The sequence below is a fragment of the Kitasatospora sp. NPDC088351 genome, assembly GCF_040685575.1.
In the GTDB taxonomy this organism is placed as follows: Bacteria; Actinomycetota; Actinomycetes; order Streptomycetales; family Streptomycetaceae; genus Kitasatospora.
Map to the genome: position 1 here is coordinate 96,455 of NZ_JBFBIL010000001.1, position 23,220 is coordinate 119,674.

At 74.6% G+C, this 23,220-nt stretch carries 14 protein-coding genes and 4 tRNA genes; 14 read left to right on the forward strand and 4 right to left on the reverse strand.

Annotated elements, in window-relative coordinates:
* The first annotated feature begins 46 nt into the window (after positions 1 to 46).
* The 5 genes from AB0P06_RS00385 to AB0P06_RS00405 all read left to right on the forward strand — a co-directional run bounded on the left by AB0P06_RS00385 (position 47) and on the right by AB0P06_RS00405 (position 5,784).
* A tRNA-Ser gene (locus AB0P06_RS00385) sits at positions 47 to 134 on the forward strand.
* 227 nt (positions 135 to 361) lie between these two features.
* Positions 362 to 1,471, forward strand: coding sequence for a peptidoglycan-binding protein (locus AB0P06_RS00390; RefSeq protein WP_363603891.1), 1,110 nt, complete (start codon positions 362 to 364; stop codon positions 1,469 to 1,471).
* A gap of 94 nt (positions 1,472 to 1,565) precedes the next feature.
* Positions 1,566 to 2,396: a MerR family transcriptional regulator gene (locus tag AB0P06_RS00395; protein ID WP_363603892.1), complete on the forward strand. Its 831-nt coding sequence runs from the start codon at positions 1,566 to 1,568 to the stop codon at positions 2,394 to 2,396.
* A 224-nt stretch (positions 2,397 to 2,620) separates the two neighbouring features.
* Entirely contained in the window at positions 2,621 to 3,985 is a 1,365-nt protein-coding gene (locus AB0P06_RS00400) for an FAD-linked oxidase C-terminal domain-containing protein (protein WP_363603894.1), read from the forward strand.
* Between the two features lie 1,016 nt (positions 3,986 to 5,001).
* Complete coding sequence (locus tag AB0P06_RS00405) at positions 5,002 to 5,784, forward strand: pyridoxal 5'-phosphate synthase (protein ID WP_363603895.1); 783 nt, start codon at positions 5,002 to 5,004, stop codon at positions 5,782 to 5,784.
* A 300-nt stretch (positions 5,785 to 6,084) separates the two neighbouring features.
* Here the strand turns inward: AB0P06_RS00405 and AB0P06_RS00410 are convergent, their stop codons facing one another.
* Positions 6,085 to 7,149, reverse strand: coding sequence for an EamA family transporter (locus AB0P06_RS00410; RefSeq protein WP_363603896.1), 1,065 nt, complete (start codon positions 7,147 to 7,149; stop codon positions 6,085 to 6,087).
* Between the two features lie 152 nt (positions 7,150 to 7,301).
* On the opposite strand from AB0P06_RS00410, the gene AB0P06_RS00415 reads away from it, so the two are divergent.
* On the forward strand, positions 7,302 to 8,180 hold the full coding sequence (locus AB0P06_RS00415; RefSeq protein ID WP_363603898.1) for a DUF1906 domain-containing protein: 879 nt from the start codon (positions 7,302 to 7,304) through the stop codon (positions 8,178 to 8,180).
* 53 nt (positions 8,181 to 8,233) lie between these two features.
* Here AB0P06_RS00415 and AB0P06_RS00420 read toward each other — a convergent pair whose 3' ends face one another.
* Positions 8,234 to 8,455, reverse strand: coding sequence for a hypothetical protein (locus AB0P06_RS00420; protein ID WP_363603900.1), 222 nt, complete (start codon positions 8,453 to 8,455; stop codon positions 8,234 to 8,236).
* A gap of 107 nt (positions 8,456 to 8,562) precedes the next feature.
* Here AB0P06_RS00420 and AB0P06_RS00425 point away from each other — a divergent pair, with 107 nt between their 5' ends.
* Positions 8,563 to 8,934, forward strand: coding sequence for a DUF4259 domain-containing protein (locus AB0P06_RS00425; protein WP_363603902.1), 372 nt, complete (start codon positions 8,563 to 8,565; stop codon positions 8,932 to 8,934).
* Between the two features lie 169 nt (positions 8,935 to 9,103).
* Entirely contained in the window at positions 9,104 to 10,765 is a 1,662-nt protein-coding gene (locus AB0P06_RS00430; RefSeq protein ID WP_363603903.1) for a long-chain fatty acid--CoA ligase, read from the forward strand.
* Between the two features lie 62 nt (positions 10,766 to 10,827).
* Here the strand turns inward: AB0P06_RS00430 and AB0P06_RS00435 are convergent, their stop codons facing one another.
* Positions 10,828 to 14,526: a PAS domain-containing protein gene (locus AB0P06_RS00435; RefSeq protein ID WP_363603905.1), complete on the reverse strand. Its 3,699-nt coding sequence runs from the start codon at positions 14,524 to 14,526 to the stop codon at positions 10,828 to 10,830.
* Positions 14,527 to 14,702: 176 nt separating this feature from the next.
* Here AB0P06_RS00435 and AB0P06_RS00440 point away from each other — a divergent pair.
* The 6 genes from AB0P06_RS00440 (at position 14,703) to AB0P06_RS00465 (ending at position 20,937) form a co-directional block, all read left to right on the forward strand.
* A tRNA-Ser gene (locus AB0P06_RS00440) sits at positions 14,703 to 14,793 on the forward strand.
* Positions 14,794 to 14,937: 144 nt separating this feature from the next.
* Positions 14,938 to 15,013, forward strand: a tRNA-Arg gene (locus AB0P06_RS00445).
* 31 nt (positions 15,014 to 15,044) lie between these two features.
* Positions 15,045 to 15,120 (forward strand) — tRNA-Arg (locus AB0P06_RS00450).
* A 342-nt stretch (positions 15,121 to 15,462) separates the two neighbouring features.
* Positions 15,463 to 18,531: an Ig-like domain-containing protein gene (locus tag AB0P06_RS00455; protein ID WP_363603907.1), complete on the forward strand. Its 3,069-nt coding sequence runs from the start codon at positions 15,463 to 15,465 to the stop codon at positions 18,529 to 18,531.
* A gap of 184 nt (positions 18,532 to 18,715) precedes the next feature.
* Positions 18,716 to 19,975 (forward strand): SPFH domain-containing protein, encoded by a 1,260-nt coding sequence (locus AB0P06_RS00460; protein WP_363603908.1) that lies wholly within the window; start codon positions 18,716 to 18,718, stop codon positions 19,973 to 19,975.
* On the forward strand, positions 19,972 to 20,937 hold the full coding sequence (locus tag AB0P06_RS00465; protein WP_363603909.1) for a C40 family peptidase: 966 nt from the start codon (positions 19,972 to 19,974) through the stop codon (positions 20,935 to 20,937). Before AB0P06_RS00460 ends, AB0P06_RS00465 begins: the two co-directional genes overlap by 4 nt.
* 69 nt (positions 20,938 to 21,006) lie before the next feature.
* On the opposite strand, the gene AB0P06_RS00470 is transcribed toward AB0P06_RS00465, so the two are convergent.
* On the reverse strand, positions 21,007 to 23,214 hold the full coding sequence (locus AB0P06_RS00470; RefSeq protein WP_363603910.1) for a hypothetical protein: 2,208 nt from the start codon (positions 23,212 to 23,214) through the stop codon (positions 21,007 to 21,009).
* Between the last annotated feature and the right edge of the window lie 6 nt (positions 23,215 to 23,220).

Here is a 23,220-nt window from a genome sequence, read left to right on the forward strand (position 1 = left end):
CCCTGTGCACCGAACCCCGCCGGACCCGTTAGGCTGACCTCCGCCTGGAGAGCTGCCCGAGCGGCCTAAGGGAACAGTCTTGAAAACTGTCGTGGCGTGACCCGTCACCGTGGGTTCGAATCCCACGCTCTCCGCTGGTAGGAGAAACCGCCTGCTCAGGGCGGGTGTTGGCCCCAGGCCGACACCCGCCCTTCGCGTTTTCCACCGGGGTGGAGGCGGTGGGCCGACCGTGGGCCGGGGGTGGTGGGTTCACCTGAACGGGGGGTTTGGGGTGGGGGCGTCCTTGTGGGTGCGGCGAGGGGGCGTGTGCCGGGGGTAAGGGGCGGACTGCCCTGGGAGTGGGCCCGGCGAGGAGACACGGATGGCCTGGTACCCCGGCGCTGAGAAGATGGAGCTTCAGCCCGAGTCGGACGCGCAGCCGGCGATCGTGCCGACGCAGGTGATCTTTCACAGCATGGCGGCGCCCTGGACGCCGCGCCGCATCTACGAGTACTGGCGGGACTCGACCAACCTGGAGTCGCACTTCGGGGTCGGCTACGACGGCGGCATCGCCCAGTACATCGGCACCCAGACCCGGGCCGACGCCAACATGGCCGCGAACCACCGGCCGGACGGCACCGGCGCGGTGAGCATCGAGTCGGCCAGCAACGACCAGCACACCGATCCGTGGACGGCCGCGCAGATCGGGACGTTCATCGCGGTCGGGGTCTGGCTGCACCAGCGGCACGGCATCCCGCTGCGGGTCTGCCGCACCGCCGACGACCCCGGTTACGGCTTTCACCGGCTCTTCCCGGAGTGGTCGGACGGCGGCACCGCCTGCCCCGGCGATGCCCGGGTGCAGCAGTTCCACGGTCTCGTCCTGCCGGGCATCGTGGCCGGCGCGGGCGGTGCTCCGCCGCCCCCGTCCCGGTCGACGCCGGGGCCGGCCCGCTACCGGGTGACCATCAACGGCCTGGAGTACGGGTACGGCGCGCACGGCCCGCAGGTCCGGCAGGTGGGCGACGCGCTGGTGGCGTCCGGGCACGGCTCGCACTACACGGCCGGTCCGGACGAGGACTGGCGGGACGCCGACACCCTCAACTACCAGGACTACCAGCTCAGTCTGGGCTACACGGGGGCCGCCGCGGACGGCGTGCCGGGCGAGGATTCGCTGCGCCGGCTGCTCGGCACGCTGCCCTCGCCCCGGCGCGTCTCGGTGGCGCACATCGTCGCGGCCGCCCGGACCGACCCCGGCGCCGAACAGGGCCACCGGACGTACGGACCCGAGGTGCGGATCGTCGAACAGGCGCTGGCCGACGAGGGGTACCTGGAGCAGCGCTGGGTGGACGGCTCGCTCGGCACCAGGACGGTGCAGGCGTACGCGGCCTTCCAGCGCAGTCTCGGCTACTCGGGCGCGGACGCGAACGGGATCCCCGGTCAACGCAGCCTCCAAGTGCTCGGCCGGCGGCGCGGGTTCGACGTCACGGACTGAGGCGGCATGGACCGAGGTGGTGAGGACGGCGGCCCGGCCATGGGTGCCGGTGCTTGACCATGACACGGTGTGAGGGTCTGCACTGGGAGCCATCATGTTCAACATCGGAGACTTCGCCAAGCACGGCCGGGTGTCGGTCCGCATGCTGCGCCACTACGACGCGATCGGCCTGCTGCGTCCGGCCCGGGTCGACCGGGCCAGCGGCTACCGCTTCTACGAGGCCGCCCAACTCGCCCGGCTCAACCGGGTGATCGCGCTCAAGGACCTCGGCTTCACGCTGCAGCAGGTGCGGGACGTCCTGGACGAGCGGGTGGACGCGGCCGAGCTGCGCGGGATGCTGCGGCTGCGGCGGGCCGAACTCGCCGCGGCGATGGCGGCGGACGCCCAGCGGCTGACCCGGGTCGAGGCGAGGCTCCGGACGATCGAGAGCGAGGGAACCATGTCCGCGCACGATGTCGTGGTGAAGCGGGTGCCGTCGGTGCGGGTGGCCGAACTGACGGCGGTCGCCGCGAGCTATGAGCCGGAGGACGTCGGACCGGTGATCGGCCCGCTGTTCACGGAGCTCTGCCGGCGGATGGCGGAGGCCGGGGTGGAGGGGGCCGGCCCGGCGGTGGCCCGCTACGAGGACGCCCCGGACGGGGACGGCGCGGTGCTGGTCCGGGCGGCGGTCCCGGTCGGCGCGGCCCCGGCACCCGCCGGGGAGTGCGGCTTCGAGGTGGTCGACCTGCCGGTGATCGAGGAGGCGGCGACCATCGTGCACCGCGGTTCGATGGACGACAGCATGGGCTCCGTCCAGGCGCTGGCCCGCTTCGTCGACGAGAACGGCTACCGCTCCGCCGGATACGCCCGGGAGCTGTACCTGGAGTGCCCGGACGACCCGGCGGCGTGGGTGACGGAGTTCCAGGAGCCGGTAAGCCGCCCGTAGGACAGTGCCCCGGGGCGCGTACCCGCTCCGGCCGGCCGGGGTCCAGGCCGGCCCTGCTCGGGGCCCCGGGGGCCGCACCGCCGGTCCGGCTCTGAAACGTCCGAGCGGCGCACTTGCCCGACCACCGGTCGGCGGGCAGAGTGCGGACAGAGCGGGAAGCACGCGGGAAGAGCGCGTGCCGCGCGTGCGGCGGTGGCGCGACCGGGCGGCGATCGGAGACGGCGATGAGTGATCTGACGGACCGGCTGGCGCAGGGGCTCCCGCCCGGCGCCCTGGCGGTGGACCCGGATGTGATGGCCGCCTACAGCCATGACATGGCGGGCTTCTGTGTGGCCGGCACCCCCGCCGTGGTGGCCTTCCCGGAGACGGTCGAGCAGGTGCGGCACATCCTGCGGACCGCCACCGAACTGCGTGTCCCCGTGGTGCCGCAGGGTGCCCGCACCGGGCTCTCCGGCGCGGCCAACGCCGTGGACGGCTGCATCGTGCTGTCGATGGTGAAGATGAACCGGATCCTGGAGATCGACCCGGTCAACCGGATCGCGGTGGTCGAACCGGGCGTGGTGAACGCCGAACTCTCCCGGGCGGCATCCGAGTCGGGGCTGTCCTACCCGCCGGACCCGTCCAGCTGGGAGACCTGCACCATCGGCGGCAACATCGGGACCGGCGCGGGCGGGCTCTGCTGCGTCAAGTACGGCGTCACCGGCGAGTATGTGCTCGGGCTGGACGTTGTGCTGGCGGACGGGCGGCTGCTGTCCACCGGCCGCCGTACCGCCAAGGGGGTCGCGGGCTACGACCTGACCCGGTTGCTGGTCGGCTCGGAGGGCACGCTGGGTGTGGTGGTTAGGGCGGTGGTCGCCCTGCGGCCCGCGCCGGCACCGCAGTTGGCGCTGGCGGCGGAGTTCCCGAGCGCGGACACGGCGGGTGCGGCGGTCTGCGAGGTGATGGCGCGCGGCCTCACCCCGTCGCTGATGGAGCTGATGGACGCGGTCACCGTGCGGGCCGTCAACGAGCTGGGGCAGATGGGGCTGCCGGAGTCGACCCAGGCGCTGCTGCTGGTGGCCTTCGACGGGCCGGACCAGGTGGCCGAGCTGGCGGCGGTGGGGGAGATCTGCCGGGCGGCAGGCGCGACCGAGGTGGTGCCGGCCGACGACCAGGCGGAGTCCGAGCTGCTGCTGGAGGCCCGGCGGCTGGCGCTGCCCGCGCTGGACCGGCTGGGCACCACGATGATCGACGACGTGGCGGTGCCCCGTTCCCGGCTGGCCGAGATGCTGAACGGCGTCGCCGCGATCGCCGAGCGGCACGCGCTGACGATCGGCGTGGTGAGTCACGCCGGGGACGGCAACACACATCCGATCGTCATCTTCGACGGCGCCGATCCCGAGGAGTCGGCGCGGGCGCAGCGGTCCTTCGACGAGATCATGGCGCTGGGGCTGGAGCTGGGCGGCACGATCACCGGGGAGCACGGGGTGGGGCTGCTCAAGCGGGACTGGCTGGCGCGTGAGCTGGGGCCGGTGGCGCTGGAACTGCAGCGGCAGTTGAAGGCGGTCTTCGATCCGCTGGGGATTCTCAACCCGGGTAAGGCGGTCTGATTTTCACCTCTCCCCATTTCCTTCTCTCTTCTGCCTGTGATGCCTCCAGTAATACTTTGGGATGGTCGCAGAATGGCTTGACATGTCGACATGGAAGGTCGACCGCACCCGTGTGCGGCGGGTGAATCGACGCCCGGCGTCCAGGCGCTGCGCCGGTTCACCCGGAAGGAGGCTACCGTCCGGGCAAAGCCCCAGGTGAGCGGCGCTGTATCGATGCGTTGTCCAGAGGGTGCGCCCGTTATTCATCAGAGGTTGGGATATCACGCAAACGGGCGAAAATTCCGGCTTGAGGTGGTGCTTTGTCGATTTGTTGCGGAAGTCTGTTCCTCGACGTCGCAGCCCGCAGGAGTTCGTCTGGGCGACGAACTCCGACACAACGCACGAAGTACAGCTTTTGGGAGGCTCTCAATGGCTCGCATCCGCGATGACGGTTCCAACGGTGGCCAGAACACCACCGTCGTCTTCGCTCCGGTCTCCAACCGAATCCACTGATCCGAGCGAGGTCACGTCCGGCGGGGGCGCCGGACGTGGGCGGCCACAGGTGAGCTGAGCACCCGTGGCCGGGCTCGCAGCGGAGAAGCGGAGAAGCGAAGAAGCGAAGAAGACCGGAGCAGGATTCCAACCAGGGCCCGACGCGGAGTAACTCGACCAGAGGACTCGACGGAGAGCCCGCCGCACAGAAGTCGGAGAAGACAACTCGGACCAGGGAAGACCAGGGAACTCGACGCGCGGCTGTCACCGCGCGGAACCGGGTAGCGGAAAGGGTCACCGCGACCGGCCTGGCGGGCGGTGCCGATCATCGGCACCGCCCACCAGCACGTCCGGGGCCGCCTGTCGCCAAGAACCCGGGCGCACGGGCGCACGGGCAACGGGGCGCACAGGGCGCACAGCGAGGGCCCGCGCCCGAGCGGTCAGCCCACGGCGGTACGGTTGCGCTCCGACAGCGCACCCCGCGCCCGGGCCCCGACGGCCCGGCCGGCCGGGGCTGCGACCGAGGCGACCGGAGGGAAGGCACGATGGCAGCGGAGGAGGAGGGCCTGACCGGCCCGGGCGAGACCAGGCCCGCAGCCGGGGCGAACCCGGGAACCGACCCGGGGTCCGCGCCCCGGTCCGAGACCAGGCCCGAGCCCAGGTCCGTACCCGAGCTGCTGCTCGGCCGTCCGCCGATGGCCCGCCCGTTGCCGTCCTTCGACGCGGAGGCGGCCCCGGCGGAGCCCGGCCCGCTGTTCGTCGACTGGCTCGCCACCGCTCTCGCGGCCGGTGTGCTCGACCCGCAGGTGGTCACGCTCTCCACGGTCGACGCCGACGGCCTGCCGGACGCCCGGGTGCTGGTCCTGCGGGACGTCGACGCCTCCGGCACCGGCTGGGTCTTCTCGGCCGCCGCCGACAGTCCGAAGGGCCGCCAGCTCGCCGACCACCCGGCCGCCGCGCTCACCCTGTACTGGCCGCCGCTGGGCCGTCAGATCCGGGTCCGCGGCACCGTCGAGCGGGCCGCCGACCAGGTCGCCGCGGCCGAGTTCGCCACCCGCTCGCCCGCCGCCCGGGTCGGGGCGCTGGTCGGCCGGCAGAGCGAGCCGCTGGCCTCCCCGGCCGAGTACGACGAGGCGGTCGCGGTCGCCCGCCGCCGGCTGGAGGCCACCCCGGACACCGTCGCGGCCGGCCACGCCGTCTACACGCTCTGGGCGCACGAAGTGGAGTTCTGGCAGGGCGACAACGACCGCCGTCACGTCCGGCTGCGCTACACGCGGACCGGCCCGGTCCGCACCCCGGAGTGGTCGCGGACCCTGCTCTGGCCTTAGGGCCTGTCGTCAGACTCCCGTCTGCGCGTCGACGCTCCCCCAGCCTTCGGCCGGGAGGTGCCCCCAGGGCACGCACTCCCCCAGCCTTCGGCCGGGAGGTACCCCCACCGCAGTGGCTTCCTCCTCCGCCTTGCGATGCACGCACCCCAACGCCGCCACGCCCGCCCTCCGGGCGGACGACGGAGTCCGACGACAGGCCCCAGGGCTTCTCCGCCGATCCCCGGGGCCGGACACACCCGGTCGGCGGCGAGTCGCGAACCCGCCGGCCGACCGGGCTCACCACCGGCCGGTACTGGTTCGCTACCGCCGCCCAGTCAGCGTGGCGCCCACACTCGCGGCCACCACGCACCCGATCCCGGCCAGCTGCGGTGCGCCGAGCAACTGGCCCAGCACCACGAGGCCGACCAGGGCGCTGACCGCCGGCTCCAGGCTCACCAGCACGCTGAACACCCGTTGCGGCATCCGCCGCAGCGCCGTCATCTCCAGCGCGTACGGGATCACCGGCAGCAGCAGCGACACCCCGGCCACCGCGAGCAGCAGCATCAGCGGTGAGGCGCCGGGGGCGGTCAGCCCGTCCCAGGCCTGGCCGAGTCCGAACGGTGCCAGCGTCAGCGCGCCGACCGTCATCGACACCGCCAGGCCCTGGAAACCCTGGAACGCGGCGCCGACCTTGTCCGTGAACAGGATGTACGCGGCGTAGCAGGCGGCCGCGCCGAAGGCGTACAGCAGGCCGACCGGGTCGAGCGACGAGCCGCCGTCGCCCTCGCCGAGCAGCGTCAGCAGCACCACCCCGCCGGCTGCCAGCAGCGCCCAGAGCAGGTGGCTGGCGCGGCGGGCGAAGACCAGCGCGACCGCGAGCGGGCCGAGGAACTCGATGGTCGCGGCGGTGCCCATCGGCAGCCGGTCGATCGCCCCGGCGAAGAGCAGCGTCATCCCGGCGGACGCCATCCCGAGCAGGCCGGCCGCCGCGAGGTCGCGCGGACGGCGCCCGCGCAGCCGGGGCCGGGTGGCGATCAGCAGGATGACCGCAGCGAAGCTCAGCCGCAGGAAGGTCGTACCGCTGACCCCGAGCGGGCCGAACAGCGGCTTGGACAGCGCGATGCCGAGCTGCACCAGGAACATCGCGGCCAGACAGAAGAGCGGCGCCGGGATTCGCTCCGGGCGCCGCATCAGCTTCGAGAACCGCCGGTCGGTCCGGCCGGGTCGGGTGCCTGGGGGCGGTTCGGCGCCGGGCGCCCCGCCTCGTCGCCAGCTACCGCGCTCGCCGGCGGGCTCGCCCTTGGGGGCGGGCGGCATGGCAAGGGCCTCGGCGACGGCGGCGGCCGGCGTCGGGGCGACGGTTTCGCTGGGGTTGGGCGTGGGCATGCTGGCGAGTTTGCCGTAAGGAGTGATGAAGGGGCAAGCTCGTTACCTGAATCCGGACGGATACGGACGGGTGCGCCCGAAAGGGTGAGCTTCGGCGGCACGGGCGGCGCGGCAGTGGCAACCGTTCGACGGTCCGTCAGTATCAAGGCGGGGTGCGCTATCTCCGTTCCGCGGCCCTTGTCGTCGTGTCCCTCGCCCTGCTGCTCGCCACCGACGGAGCGGGCGTGAACGCCGACACGACCGTCCTGGCCGCCGCCGCCGTCCCCCGGATCCGGGCCACCGTGCTGCCCGATTGGGCCGGCCCGCCCGCCCTCCGGGCCCGCGACCTCTACACCGGCGCCGCCTTCGACGCCTGCACCGCACCCCCGCTCGACACCCTCCGGGCCTGGCGGGGCACCTCCCCGTACGGCGCGGTCGGCATCTACACCAGCGGCGGCCAGCGCGGCTGCGACCAGCCGAGGCTCACCGCCGACTGGGTCCGCCAGGTACGGGCGATGGGCTGGCGGTTCATCCCCGTCCACGTGGGGCTGCAGGCGCCGTGCAGCGGACTCAGCCGCAAGCCCCGGCGGATCGACCCGAACCGGGCCGTGCAGCAGGGCCGGGACGAGGCGGCCGAGGCGGTCCGCGGCCTGAGCACCGTCGGGCTGGGCGAGGGCAGCCCGGTCTTCCTCGACATCGAGGCGTACCCGGCGCGGGACCCGGGCTGCGGTCAGGCCGTCGTCGACTTCACCCTCGGCTGGACCCAGACCCTGCACGCGGCCGGCTACCGCTCCGGCTTCTACTCCAGCCTCGACTCAGGCATCGCCGACCTCGCCGCCGCCGCGCGGGCCGGCAGCTCCCCGCTGCCCGACTCGCTCTGGTACGCCCGCTGGGACGACCGCGCCGACACCGTCGGGGGCGGTCCCCTCGGCGCCGAACTCTGGACCGACCACCAGCGCGTGCACCAGTACCACGGCAACATCGAGGAGACCTACGGCGGCGCGACGCTCACCGTCGACCGCAACCACGTCGACACCCCCCTCGCGGGCTGACGGGGCGGTTCCCCGGCCCCCCCGCCGAGCCGCCCGGCGGCGCCCACCCGGGCTCAGCCTGCGGCCGGGCGCCGCCGCCACTCGCCGCTCCCGAGCGGCGACCAGCCCCGTCCGGCACAGTCCCGGCAGGTCTCCGGGATGTGGCCGGTCCCCGTCCGGTCTCCCCGGATCCCCATCCGGGCCCGGGTCTGCACCCCGTTCGAACAGTTGGGACACGGCACCCGGAACCTGGCCGGCTCCCGCTTCACCTGGCGGTCGTCGTGGCTGTCGCTCATGCCATGCAGTATCGCGCGCGGGCCCGTCCGGGACCGGCGCCGACCGCCATTGTCAGCCGTGAGTGCTACAACCTCTGTCCAGGGAAGCGGAAACCGAGGAGGACCACATGGGTACCTGGGACAGCGGCAACTTCGACAACGACACGGCGGCCGACCACCTCTCCGGGGTCACCGCGCGCCTCATCGGCGAGATCGAGCAGGCCATGGCCGGTGACCAGGTCGAGCTGGAGCCCGACGAGTACTGGGGCGTGGCCGTCCCCTGCAACCTCGAACTGCTCCACCTGATCGCCTCCCAGCACTACGTCGGTGCCGAACTTCCCCCGGCCGACGTCGTCGAGGCCTGGAAGGAGACCTTCCTGTCCGTCTGGGAGCGCTCCATAGACGACCTGGACCCGTCACCCGGCTACAAGGAGGAACGCCGCGCCGTCCTCCTCCGCACCTTCGACGACCTCGCGGCCCTCGCCCGCTCCCGGGGCTGATCCCCGGGGCCGGGAACAGGGACGAATCCGTGATCCGTGCAACGGGCCCGGGCTACTGACATCCGCCCTGCCGAGAGGCACAATCGGGCTCGTCCGCGCGCCTTACCGCCCAGTAGCCCCCGGTAGCCGCGCAGTCGCAGCCGCAGTGCCGCCCGGTCAAGGAGGACCCGTGTTCAGCACGATGCAGGACGTACCGCTCACCGTCGCCAGGATCCTCGAGCACGGGGCCACCATCCACGGGCGGTCGACCGTCACCACCTGGGACGGCACGGGGCCGGTGGTCCGGACGTACGCCGAGGTCGGGGCGCGGGCCGCCCGGCTCGCGCACGCGCTGCGGGACGAGCTCGGGGTGACCGGGGACGACCGGGTCGCGACGCTGATGTGGAACAACGCCGAGCACCTGGAGGCCTACCTCGCGGTGCCGGCGATGGGCGCGGTGCTGCACACGCTCAACCTGCGGCTGCCGGCACACCAGTTGTCGTTCATCGTCAACCACGCCGCCGACCGCGTGATCATCGTCAACGGCAGCGTGCTCCCGCTGCTCGCCGCCGTCCTCCCGGACCTCGACCCGACGCTCCGGCACATCGTGGTCAGCGGCCCCGGCGACCGGTCCGTCCTGGACGGCTTCGCGGGCACCGTGCACGACTACGAGGAGCTGATCGCCGACCGGCCCGCCGAGTACCCCTGGCAGAGCGACATCGACGAGCGCCAGGCCGCCGTGCTCTGCTACACCTCCGGCACCACCGGGGACCCGAAGGGCGTGCTCTACAGCCACCGGTCGGTCTACCTGCACTGTCTCCAGGTCAACACCGGGGACAACTTCGCCTTCACCCCGCGCGACATCGCGCTGCCGGTCGTCCCGATGTTCCACGTCAACGCCTGGGGCATCCCGCACGCCGCGTTCATGTCCGGCGCCGGCCTGCTCATGCCGGACCGTTTCCTCCAGCCGAAGCCGATGGCGGAGATGATCGCCCGGGTGCGGCCCACCGTCAGCGCGGCCGTGCCCACCATCTGGAGCGGTCTGCTGGACGAGCTCGACGCGGGCGACCACGACACCTCCAGCCTGCGCATGGTGGTCATCGGCGGCAGCGCCTGCCCGCCGTCGCTGATGCGGGGCTTCGAGGAGCGCCACGGCATCCGGGTCCTGCACGCCTGGGGCATGACCGAGACCTCGCCGCTCGGCTCCTTCGCCCAGCCTCCGGGGGGCCTCACCCCGGAGGAGGAGTGGCCGTACCGCGTCACCCAGGGCATCTTCCCGGCCTCCGTCGAGGCCCGGCTGATCGGCCCGGGCGGCGAGCGGATGCCGCACGACGGCGTCTCGGCCGGCGAGCTGGAGGTGCGCGGACCGTGGATCGCCGGGGCGTACTACGGCGGCGCGGGCCACGACCCGCAGCGTCCGGACGACAAGTTCTCCGAGGACGGCTGGCTGCGCACCGGTGACGTCGGCACCATCACCGCCGACGGCTACCTCACCCTCACCGACCGCGCCAAGGACGTGATCAAGTCCGGTGGCGAGTGGATCTCCTCGCAGGACCTGGAGAACCAGCTGATGGCCCACCCGCAGGTCGCCGAGGCCGCGGTGGTCGCCGTCCCGGACGAGAAGTGGGGCGAGCGCCCGCTGGCCACCGTCGTGCTGCGCCCGGGCGCCACGGTCGGGCTGAAGGAACTGCGCGCCTTCCTGGCCGGGCGGATCGCCTCCTGGCAGCTGCCGGAGCGCTGGGTGATCGTCGACGCGGTGCCGAAGACCTCGGTCGGCAAGTTCGACAAGAAGGTGATCCGCGCCAGCTACGCGGCCGACGAACTGGACGTCACGCTCCTCGGCAAGGAGTAGACCGGGGCGCGACGAGGGCCGGCCACCCACGGCGGGTGGCCGGCCCTCTCGCGTCGTCCGGGTCAGCCGGCGGCCGCGACGCCCGTCTCGCCCATGGCACCGATCCGTCCGAGCAGGTCGACGATCCGCGACTGCACGTCCGCGCTGGTCGAGCGCTCGGCGAGGAACAGCACCGTCTCGCCGGTGCGCAGCCGGGGCAGCTCACGCGGGTCGAGGTCGACCGAGGTGTAGACCACCAGCGGGGTGCGGTGCAGCCGGTCGTTGGTGCGCAGCCAGTCCAGCAGACCGATTCGGCGGCGGCGGATCTGGAACAGGTCCATCACCACCAGGTTCGGCTGGACGCTGCTCGCCCGGGCGATGGCGTCGTTCTCGTCCACCGCGTGCTCGACGTGCATGCCGCGCCGCTCCAGGCTGCTGATCATGGCGGCGGCGATGTCCGGATCGCCCTCGACCAGCAGGACCCGCGGGGCGTGGTTCTCCCCGTCGCGGGGGGCGAGGGCGCGCAGCAGGACGGCCGGGTCGGCGCCGTACGCGGCATCCCGGGTGGCCTGGCCGAGGCCGGCGGTGACCAGCACCGGGACCCGGCTGTTCAGCGCGGCGGTGCGCAGCGACTGCAGCGCGGTCCGGGTGATCGGGCCGGTCAGCGGGTCGACGAAGAGCGCGGCGGGGAAGCCGGAGACCTGGGCGTCCACCTCCTCGCGGGAGCGGACGATCACCGGGCGGTAGCCGCGTTCCTGGAGGGCCTGCTTGGTGGCCGGGTCGGGCTCGGGCCAGACCAGCAGCCGGCGCGGGCCGCCGTCCCCGGCGGGGGTCGCCATCGACGGGTGCTCGACCGAGTCCTGGCCGGCGGCCGGCAGCTCGGCCATCGGACGCGGTGTCGTCCGGGCCTCCGGCGCGGCGGGCGGCTGCGGCGCGCCGCCGGTCGGGACCGGCCCGGCGGACGGTGTGACGGCGGACGACGGGGCGGCCGGGGGCAGCGCGGCCGGCGGGAACGCCTCGCCCGGGCCGCCGGGCGTGCCGGCCTCGCCCGGAGCGCCGAGCGGGCGCGGCGGCGCGAGCTCGGCGAGGCCGGTGCCGACCGGCCGCGGGCCGTCGGTCCGGTCCGGCGTGCCGGGGCCGTCGCCACCGGAGCCGTTCCCGCCGGGGGCGGGCAGCGCGGGCCGGGCGGGCTCCAGCTCGGCGGACGTGCCGGAGGTGCCGGAGGTGACCCGGGCGTCCGGGCCCGGGCCGGGCGGGACGGCCAGCCGGCGCCGACGGCCGGTCGGCGCGGCGCCGGTCGGTTCGCTCGGTGCGGGCGTGGGCGCGGGCCCGGCCGGGAGGGCGTGCTCCAGACCGGGGTAGACCGGGAAGCCGGTGTCGGGGACGCCCGGCAGGGCGAATCCGTCGGCGGACTCCTCGTTGGCGGGCAGCGCCCGGCGCCGCCCGGAGGGCTTGGACTCCGGCTCGGCCGGGGCCTGACCGGACGGCCGGCCCGTGCTCGGGCCGGCCTCCCGGCCGGCGGCCGCGCCGCGGTCGCCGAAGGCCTCGGCGGGGGTCTCGGTCCCACCCGCCGGCGTGCTCGTGGCGGGCTCCGGAGCGGACCCGGTGCCCGGCCCGAGCGCGAACGGGCCGCGCGGGCCCGTCGGCGCGGCCTGGCCGCCCCGGACGCCCGGGTGCTCGCCGCCGACCGGCACCGCGTACGCCGTACCGGCCCGGCCGTCGTCCTTGCCCCATGGGTCGCGCTGCGCGGTGTCCGGGCCGCCCAGGCCCTGCCGGCCGTACGCGGGGTCGTTGCCGGTGCCGTTCCACTGCTCGGGAACGGCCCGCTCGACCCGCGCCGGGGCGTTCGGCCACTGGTCGGGGTCGGCCGGTACGGCCGGGGGCGCGGCCTCCTCGGCCGCGGCCCGGCCACGGCGTCCGCGCCGTTCGGCCGCGGGCTCCTCGGCGGACTTCTCGGCGGACTTCTCGTCGGGGCTCTGCTCCCGGTCCTTCCCCTTCCCCTGGCCCTGGTCCGGGCGGGGCGCCTTCTCGCCGGGCGCCGCCTCGGCGTCGTCCTCGGCCCCCTGCGCGGTGGGCAGCTGCGGGATGCCCGGCAGGTCGGGCAGCACGGCGCTGTCGCTCTCCTTGGGGCGGTCCGAGCGCCCCTCGGCGCCCGCGCGCTCGGCGGCGGCCTTGGCCGCGGCCGGGTCCAGCGGCAGCTCGACCACATAGGTGGTGCCGGCCTTGCCGGGCAGCTCGTGCGGCTGGAGCACACCGCCGTGGCGCTCGACCACGGCCCGGGCTATCGGCAGGTGGACGGGGCTGCCGCCGCGTCCGGGGCCGCGGATCTCCACCCGGGCGACCTCGCCGCGCTGGGCGGCCGCGAGCACCACCATGGGCGCGTCTCCGCCGCCGGGGGGCAGCGCGGGCGCGCCGGGGGCGGCCAGGCCGGGGGAGGAGGTCTCGGGGGTGGCGTCCAGCGAGAGTCCGACCCCGCTGACGTCGGCGACCAGGTGGGCCAGCGCCTGGGCGAGCCGCTGCTCGTCGGCGATCACCTCGACGGCGGCCGCGTGCACGGAGAACCGGACCCGGCCCGCGCCGACCAGCTCGCCCGCCTGCTCGACGGCCCGCCGGACGACCTTGTCCAGGGCGACCGGCACCCGCTCGGCGGTCTTCTTCCCGCCCTTGTCGTCGCCGGCCCGGCCGTCCTCGGCGGAGCCGGGTGCGCCGGACCCGCCGTCGCCGCCGGCCTCGGAACGCTGGTGGGCGAGCACGCCGTCGATCAGCTTGCCGAACCGGCGGCACTCGTCGGCGAGCCGGCGCAGTGTCCAGTTGGCCTCGGGCCAGAGCTGGCCGGCCGGGTCGGTGGCCAGCGCGTCGATCCGCCGGTGCAGCGCGGTCAGGGCGCCGCCCAGCTCGCCCTCCAGGACGGCGGTGAGGTGCTCGTTGCGGGCGACCAGGGCCAGCTCACGGCTGCGGTCGGTGAAGGTCATCACCGCGCCGACCAGCTGGTCGCCGTCCCGGACGGGGGCGGTGGTGAGGTCGACGGTGACCGGCCGGCCGTCCTTGCGCCACAGCACGGTGCCGCGCACCCGGTGCTTGCGCCCGGAGGTCAGGGTGTCCAGCAGTGCGGACTCCTCCAGCGTCAGCGGCGTGCCGTCGGCCCGGGAGTGCTGGATCAGCGGGTGCAGCTCGCGCCCGCCCAGCTCGCTCGCCCGGTACTCCAGGATGTGCGCGGCGGCCGGGTTGACCAGGACGCAGCGGCCTTCGAGGTCCACGCCGAGCACGCCCTCGGCGGCGGCCCGCAGGATCATCTCGGTCTGCTTGTGCTGGCGGCGCAGCTCCGCCTCGACGCCGAGGCGGCTGGAGAGGTCGCGGACCAGCAGCAGGAGCAGGTCGCTCGCGGAGGAGCGCTCGCGGTACGGGTCGTACGGGACGAGCGGGGTGAGCGCGTAGCCGCGGCTGTCCCCGGCGCCGTCGTCGGCGAAGTCGTTGCCGGAGACCTCGACCGGGAAGGTCGTGCCGTCGGTGCGGCGGGCGGTCATCCGGACCGGCCGGTCGAGGGCGTCGTCCTCGCGGGGCGCCGGCCGCATCGAGCCGGGGATCCGGCTGGGGTCGAACTCGGGCAGGAGGTCCAGCACGCCCATGCCGACCAGCGAGGTGCCGGGGGTCTGGAGTGCGTGGACCGCCGCGTTGTTGGCGTCGACAACGGTGCCGTTGCTGTTCACCAGCAGCAACGCGTCTGGCAGGGCGTCGAGTATGGCGGCGAGGCGAGCAGCGCCTCGGATCGGCCTGCTGCTCACGTCGACAGGTCTCCTCGGCTCAGGGCAGCTCCTCCGGAGACGGCAGTATCTCATTCTTCTTTGCGGCGGGGACGACCCGCCTAGTAACGTTGGCGGCGGTTGGTGCCGGACCCTCGGGTTGTGGCATCATCACAGGCACACGGAACGAGTCCGCCATGCGGGCGCGGTCCATGTGGGGAGGCTTCGCCTAGTCCGGTCTATGGCGCCGCACTGCTAATGCGGTTTGGGTCTTAAAGCCCATCGAGGGTTCAAATCCCTCAGCCTCCGCCCCATGGGAGCCCCGTCGACGATCATGTCGGCGGGGCTCTTCGCATGGCTCCGCGGGGCGTCCGGATCAATCGATTTCGCCCCGCGTCGCAGGTCATGTAATGTTGTCCCCGCAACGCCCCGATGGCACGTTCACCAGGGCGAGCGCTCATAGCTCAACGGATAGAGCACTTGACTACGGATCAAGAGGTTGCAGGTTCGAATCCTGCTGAGCGCACCAATCCCCGCAAGATCGGGTTCGCCCGGTTCTTGCGCTCATAGCTCAACGGATAGAGCACTTGACTACGGATCAAGAGGTTGCAGGTTCGAATCCTGCTGAGCGCACCATCGAGAAGCCCCCGGCCACCGGCCGGGGGCTTCTTCGTCGTGTGCGCCCGGCCCGCGGGTGCCCGGGTCCTGTGCGCCCGGCCCGGGGACCGGGGCCGGCTGCCGGACGGCGGCGCCCGGTTGGGCTTCTGGGGCTCCGGCCCGATACCCCGCTTAATGGATGAAATGCATTCCTTTCGGGTACATCCTGTCCTGCCGGTCGGATGACTGCCAAACGGGTAGGACACGGCCAAGAGTGCAGGTGTCGCAGTATTACCGGCCCAGGATCATGATTCCGTTTTGTCAGATCTTGTGCCCAGACTGCCCGGCCACCCTGGCAGCCGACACCGAAGGGAGAGCCGGATGGGCCGACAGCTTCCCCGCATCGCAGCCCCGCCCGCCCCGGCCCCGGACCGGCGCACCCGCCGGGCGCGACGCCTACGACTGGCGTCGGCCGGGGCCTCCTCCGCACTGGCCGCCGGACTGCTCGTCGCCGGGAACCCGGCGCCCTCCGCAGCCCAGCAGTCCCCGGACGCCTGGTCGGGAGAACAGCGCGCGGTCCTTCCCTCCGGGCTCTCCGTACAGTTCGACTTCTCCGCCGCCCCGGGAGTGGCCGTCACCGCCGGGCCGGGCGAATTGGCCGACCGTTCCGGAGCGGGAAAAACCGGCGCGCCCTATGCCGACGGACTGCGGCCCGGAGATCCCGCGCAGACGTTCCGAATCGCCGAGGACCGTCCGCGGACGGACGGTTCCTGGCGCACCGTCGGAACGCTCCGGCTCGCATTCTCGCGCCCGGTCCGCAATCCCCGGCTGCACCTCAGCGGACTCGCCGGAATCGCCACCGGGAAAGGCGGGACCACCAGCACCGCGACCCGGCTGACCCTCACCGACGGCTCGCCGGGCTCGCCCACCCTGGTCGACCGCACCGGCTGGCCCGGCTGGACGGTGCGGGGCAGCACCCTGGCGCCCGCCGGGGCCGACGGCGGCACCGACGCCGTGGCCGGATCCGCCGCCGAGGGCAGCCTGGAACTGGCCGGCACCTTCCGCACCGCCGTCTTCCGGGTCGAGCAGCGCTCCACCGCCCGGGCCGGCAGCACCACCGCCCCCGCGGCACTGGCCCAGGTGTACACCGTCACCCTGGACGAAGGCGTCGGCACCGCGCCGCAGGGCTACGGCAACGCCTCCCACCTGGTCTCCGACCTCTTCCTGGGGACGGACGCCACCACCACGCCGGGCCGGCCCGCCCGGCGGGCCGCCGCGACCGCCCCGGGGGCGGCCGGGGAACCGCTCGTCCAGCTCGACCACGGCGCGGGCCTGCGCGGCGTCTGGTCCGACCCGGCGTCGTCCCGGCGCCGGCCCGGGCGCGGCGAGTACCCGGGCGCCGATCCGGCCGTCGCTTTTCCCGCCGAGGCCGCGATCGGCCGCTACTACCGGCTCACCGTCCCGGTGGCGGTCGGCGACGCGCTCGCCACCCTGGCCGGCTGGATCGACTTCGACCACAACGGGAGGTTCGACCCCACCGAGCGGGTGCAGACCGACCTCCCGGCCGGGGCGCGCACCGCCGTCCTGGAGTGGACCGTCCCCGGCAACGCCTCCTCGGGGGAGACCTGGGCCCGGCTGCGGCTCGGCCGGGACGCCACCCAGCTGGTGGGCGCCGACGGCTACGCCGACTCCGGCCAGGTCTCCGACCAGCGGGTCAGACTGACGGTCGGCGCCGCCCGCCTTGAGATCGCCGACCCGGTCGACGGCGCGGTGGTCTCCGACGCGCGCCCGCGGATGCGCGGCGAGGGTGCCGTCGCCGGGGCGGCGGTGGAGGTCCGCGACGGGGACACCGTGCTCTGCGGCACCCGGGTGGGGCCGGGCGGCGACTGGTCCTGCAGGCCCGGCAGCGCGCTGAGCGCGGGCGCACACAGCCTCACCCCGGTCGAGACCACCCGCGGCGGCGTGGTGCTGCGCGGCGAGCCGGTCCGGATCACTGTGAAGACGGCGCCGCCCGGCGCGCCCGTCCTCACCCTCCCCGAGTACACCAACGACCCGGGCCTCCAGCTGACCCGCACCGGGGAGCCGGGCAGCGTCGTCTCGGTCGCCGACCGGCCCGCCGGGGCGCCCGGCGACGCGGACACCGAGCTGTGCACGACGGCGGTGCAGGCCGACGGTGGCTGGTCCTGCCTCCCGGTGGAGAACCTGCCGGACGGGCGGCACCGGCTCACCCCGTCCGCCGCGGACCAGGCCGGGAACCGGACGGCGGGGCGCGTCGCCGAGCTGGTCGTCGACACTGTTGCGCCGGACCGCCCGGTGCTCACCGCGCCGGCCGCCGGCGAGACCGTACGGGTAGCCCGGCCGAAGCTCGCCGGGCGGGCGGAGGCGGGGGCCAGGGTCGTCGTCACCGCCCGGGCGGGCGGCTCGGCCCCGGGCTCCGGCGAGCCGGTCGTGGCCTGCGGGGCGACCGCCGCCGTCGACGGCAGCTGGACCTGCACGGCCGACCGCGATCTGGCGGACGGCGAGCAGCGGCTGGTCGTCACGGCGACCGACCTGGCGGGGAACGGAACGGCGGCCGACGCGGTCCCGATCCTGGTCGCGACTGCGACTGCGACTGCGACTGCGACTGCGACGGCGACTGCGACTGCGACCGCGAGTACGGGTGCGGCGGTGCCGACGCCGTCCCAGCCGACGTCGCCGTCGCCGTCGGTGCCCACGTCGTCGCCCACGTGGGCACCCACGTCGGTACCGACAGCGGTGCCGTCCTGGACGGCGTGGCCCTCGCCGTCCCTCTCCCCGTCCCGGCCGCCGGTTCCCGGCCGACCGGCCCCGTCCGTACCGGTCGCCAGGCCCACGGGGCCGGCGAGTCCGGTACCGGCGCCCGTGGCGTCGTCGGCCGCGGCCGTACCGCCGGAACAGGCCGCCCCGTCCGGCCGGCCGGTTCCGTCCGGTCCTGTCCGCGGGCCCGGCCTGCCGGGGCTGCTGCCGATCGCCGTGCCACCGGCGGCCGTGCCGGACCCCCGTCCGGCGCTGCCCCCGGCGTCCGTCCCCGCCCCGGCGGCGCCCGCGCTCGCGGTGTCCGTCTCGCCGAGTGCGGCGGTGGGCCGGAGCGCGGCACCGGACCCGAGCCCGAGCGCGGGTCCGGCCGCGGGCGCCGCCCCGGCCGCCGCCGTCACCCTGGAGTCCGGCGCCGGGAACGCGCCCACCGAGGCCTCCCGGCAGCCGGCTGCACCGCCGGCTGCACCGCCCGCCGTATCGCCGCCCGTGTCGCCAGTGGCGCCCGTGGTGGAGGAGCCCGTGGACGAGCCGCCCGTCGAGGCGTCGCACGCGTCCGGCCGGACGGGATCGGGCGGCTGGCGCGGCGGGCTCGCCGGTGTCCTCTTACTGCTCACCGCGGCCGGCCTGATCACGCGACGGTTCGTCGCGCGGAGGCCCGGCGCGCAACGAGGTTGAACCAATCCGACCATCCGACCATGTGCCTGCGCGTCAGGTCAGCCTCGGACGATTCGTCAGGAAATGTCGACACGCACTACCTCAAATGTCGCATTTGATGACGTATGAACTTAGCCTGACTCTGGCACTGCCCGTCAGATCCGGGCCGCCCGTTGCGCGACACACCGACCCCGAGGATCCGTGCATGGACGTCACCCGCGATTCTTCGCAGCGACCCGACAATCTGCCCAAGGCGCTCCCCCCGGCGCTGCCGGAACGTTCCTCCAGCGGCGCAAGCCCGCTGGTCAAGCCGGCCAGGACCGCCGGCCCGGCCGACAGCGGCCCGGCCACCACACCGCTGGCGGTCGTCCCCGGCCCGTCGACGGGTACCCCGATCGACCTGCGCGACCCGCTGGAGACGGCCGGCCCGGCGAACCTGGACAGCCTGGAGGCCACCCCGGCCGGCGCGGTCCCCGCCACCGCCTCCCGCCGCCCCCCGCGTGCCGACCAGGCACTGCGGGAGCACAGCGCCGCCGCCCTGCCGGGCTGGATCGCCCTGCTGACCCTGCTGGTCGGCGTGGCCGCCGTCCTGCTGGTGCTGCTGCGCGACGGTGTCATCCCCTACTGGGACGCGCTGCCCGACCTGCGCGGCACCGCCGCGAGGGAGAACGGCCACGCCGAGGTGACCGTCCAGTCCATCGCGGCCGTCACCGCCGCCGGGCTGCTGATCGTGCTCTCCCTCGCCGGGCTGCTGGCCAACGCGGGCGGCGAGACCCGGGTGCTCACCCGCTGGGGCCGCTACCGGGGCACCGTCCGCCGGACCGGCCTGGTCTGGGTGAACCCGCTGCTGCGCCGCCGCCGGGTGGACGTCCGGCTGCGGCACTGGCGCAGCGAACAGGTCAAGGTGGTCGACCGCACCGGCACACCGATCGTCGTCCGGCTGCTGATCGTCTGGCGGGTCAAGGACACCGCCCGCGTGCTGCTGGCGATCGAGGACCACGAGAGCTACCTGCGCGAGCAGGTGCAGGCGGTGCTGACCCGTACCGCGTCCACACTGCCGTGCGACAGCAACGCGGCGCCCGGGCCCGCGCTGCGCGACGGCCAGTGGTTCGCCGACGAGCTGACCCGGGGGCTGGCCGCCGAGGTCGCCCCGGCGGGCATGGAGGTCTACTCGGTGCAGCCGCTGGCACTGGACTACGCGCCCGAGGTGGCCGAGTCGATGCGCCGGCGCCGGCTGGCCGACCTGGACGCGGGCCTGCGCACCGTGCTGGTGGACGACGCCGTGGAGGCGGCGGCGCTCGCCGTCCGCCGGCTGGAGCGCGCCACCACGCACGAACTGGACGAGGCCGCCCGCAGCGCGCTGATGGAACAGCTGCTGGTCGCCTTCGTCGCCCCGGCCGGAGTGGCCGCCTCGGTACCGTCCCCGGCCACCCGGGCCGGGCGGAAGGAAGGACGACCGGCATGAGGATAGCCACCGGCACGGAAGCCGGCTTCGACGCCGACACCGCACTGATCGGCTTCGAGGAGAGCCTCGGCGGCATCCCCGCGATCGAGGGCTGCGCCTGCCCGAACTGCGCGGCCCGGCCGCGCACCGCCCGCCCCGCGGCGGGCGGTGGCGGCCGAATACACCGCGCCGTGCGAAATACCTGCCTTGCCACCACCGTGCTGGCCGGCGCCGGCGTGGTCGGTCTGACGGCCGGCGCCGGGTCCGCGCAGGCCGCGGCCGGCAAGCAGGGCTGGGACGGGTCGAAGTACTGGTTCAAGAACGCCGACGGCGAGTGGCGTTGGACCAGCCACTACGAGGTCTACGCCGGCCGCACCGGCAAGTCCGCCGGCTCGGGCGGCTCCGGCGGGGCCGCCGCCTCCAACGGCTCGGCCTCCTCCTCGGGTATCACCCAGGGCTGGGACGGTTCCAAGTACTGGTTCAAGAACGGCAGCGGGGAGTGGCGGTACACCAGCCACTACGACGTCTACCTGAGCCGCACCGGCCAGTCCGGCGGCGGTTCGGCCCCCGCCCCTGCCCAGCCCGCCACCCGGCCCGCCGCCGACAGCGCGCCCGCCTCCGGCAGCGTGGAGACCGCGATCGACTACGCGCTCGCCCAGCTCGGCAAGCCGTACGTCTGGGGTGGCAACGGCCCGTCCGGTTACGACTGCTCGGGGCTGGTCCAGCAGGCGTACCGGCGCAGCGGGATCAGCCTGCCGCGGGTGGCCGACGACCAGTACGCGGCCACCACGCCGATCAGCGCCGGGCAGCTGCGCCGCGGCGATCTGGTGTTCTGGTCGGACAGCGGCCGGGCCTCCGGCATCCACCACGTGGGGATCTACCTGGGCGGCGGCAAGTTCGTCGAGGCGCCCAGGCCGGGGACGACGGTGCGGATCTCCAGCCTGAGCCAGGGCTACTACCCGACCCACTTCGGGCGTCCGTAGGACGTCGCGGCCCGGGCCCTCCGGGGACACGGCCCGGGCCCCCGCCGGGGCCTGACCCGGCGAATGCTCCTAGCTGTTCTCGCCGCCGCGGCCGAGGGCGGTGGCGGCGTCCGAGCGGCCGGTGTCGTAGACCGTCCGCATCTGCTGCTCGTCCCAGTCCACGTCGAGGGCGTCGGGGCTTTGCCGCCGTCGTTCCGTCTGCCACGTCTCGACCATCGCGCTGATCCCCTCGTGGCCGCTTCCGCCGTCGCCGCCGGTGAGGGTGTTCCGCTCGATCCGGCCGGCCGCGGCCGCGTTGATCTCGTCGGTGGCGCTGCTCTGCCACTGGGTGAGCCCGGCGCTGAGGAAGCGCTGGGCGGCCTCGCCCATCCCGGGGACGGGGACGAGCGAGAGCGGGGTGCCGACCCCGGCGTACATGGTCTTGGCCTTCCAGGCCTCGACCTTGGTGTCGTCGTCGCGCTGGTCGAGGATGGCGTCGGCCTGGACGGCGTCGATGACCCCGAGGGCGACGGAGGAGTTGGCCATCAGGCCCTTCCACTCCTTCTCGGCCGTGGTCGGCGGGAGCTGGGAGAGCTGCTGGGCCACGTGCGTCAGCTCGGCCCGGCGGACGGTCTGGTGGGCGTCCGGGTCGTCGGCGACGCCGCGCAGGAGCCGGATCAGCGAGCCCTTGTCGGTGGCCATCCTGGTTCCGCCGGTCTCCTGGTCGGTCCAGACGCCGCCGGTGTTCCCGCCCGCGTGGTCCTTGGCGGCGCGGTTGGTGCCGGAGAGGATGTCGTGGGTGTCGGCGGCGTAGTCGGCCAGCGCGTCGGCGAGCGGGCGCCGCAGGCCGTCCGGGAGCCTCTCGTGGCCGATGCCGGCGTCCAGCAGACCGACGGTGTCGCGCATCACCCGGGCCTGGGCCTCGGTGTGGTGCCTGACGGCGTCCTCCCGGCCCGGGCGGTCGCCGGTGGCGGCCGCCTCGACGGCCAGGCCGAGCGAGTGGTGGCCGGTGGCGCGGGCGCCGGCGACCAGCTCCTCCGGCCAGTGGCGGCCGTTCAGCAGGTAGGCCAGGTGGTCACCGCGACGGGGGTCGCCCGGGTCGAGGAAGCGGGTCGAGGCCTGCGGGTTGCGGCCCAGGGCCGTGAGGAAGCCGGCCACCGCGTCGCCGCCGCGGCCCTCGCCGAGGTGGTCCCACGTCGGCTGGGTGGAGTCCGGGGCCCAGATGGCCTGCGGGCCGATCCCGGAGCCGCGCTCGAAGGCGAGCAGGCTCTCGCCGTAGGCGTTGAGGAAGTCGGAGTCGTACGCCCCGGAGCGCAGCAGGCTGCTCATCAGCTGGTAGCCGTAGGGTGTGGGGCCGCCGCCCGGGCGGTTCCGGACCCGTGGTCCGAGCCTGATGATCTCGTGTTCCCAGTCCCGCATGGCCCGGCCGCGGCTCTGGGTCGCGGTGCCGAGGGTGGTGCCCAGCGAGGTCTGGAGGCGCCGGACGGCCTCGCCGCGCCCGCCGCCGTACGCGCCGGCCTTCGCCGGGTCGTTGACGTCGCGCCAGAAGTCCAGGGTGCCCTGCGGGCCGAGCGTGACGGCGAACTCCTCGGCGAAGGCGGGGTCGCTCCCGCGCCGGTCGAGCAGGGCGTTCAGCCTGGTCAGCTCCGCGGTGGAGAGGGCGCCGCCCTTTCCGGCCAGGGCGAGGGCCTCGCCGAGGTCCGCGCGGGCCGCCCGGGCCTCGTCCAGGCTGCGGCAGCCGCTGGTGTTGAAGGAGTCGTCGGCCGCGCCGTTCGGGTCGGAGCGCAGGGCCCAGGCCGCGGCCTCGTCGGCCTCGGTGGCCTGCCGCAGTGCCGCCTCGATGCGGTGGACCAGGTCGTCGACCGCCTGCCTCCGCCCGGGCAGGAAGGCCGTCCGGAAGTCCGGCTGGTGCCGGGCGGACTCGTCGTGCAGGAGCGGGTGGACGTCGGTGACCGTCCCGTCGGGCGCCACCTTCAGATGGCCGGCGGGGGCGTCCTCGTCGGCGAGCCGCCTGAGCCGGCGCTGGGCCTCGCCGAACTGCCCGGCGGCGTCGGCCAGCAGGCCGGCGAGGTCCGCGGACTCCTGGGCGGCGGCCTCGATCTGTTCGGCGGCCCGCCGGATCAGCGCCCTGGCCTCGGTCGCGGCCTCGCCCTCCCAGCCGCCGGCCAGCGCGGTCACGACCTCGCCGGTCAGCCGGTCCTTCAGTCCGAGGTAGCGGCCGCGCAGCGCCCGCCACTCCTCGGCGGCTCCGTTCAGCGTGTCGAGTCGGGCCGTGGTCACGGCTTCGTAGCTCAGCATGGTCGG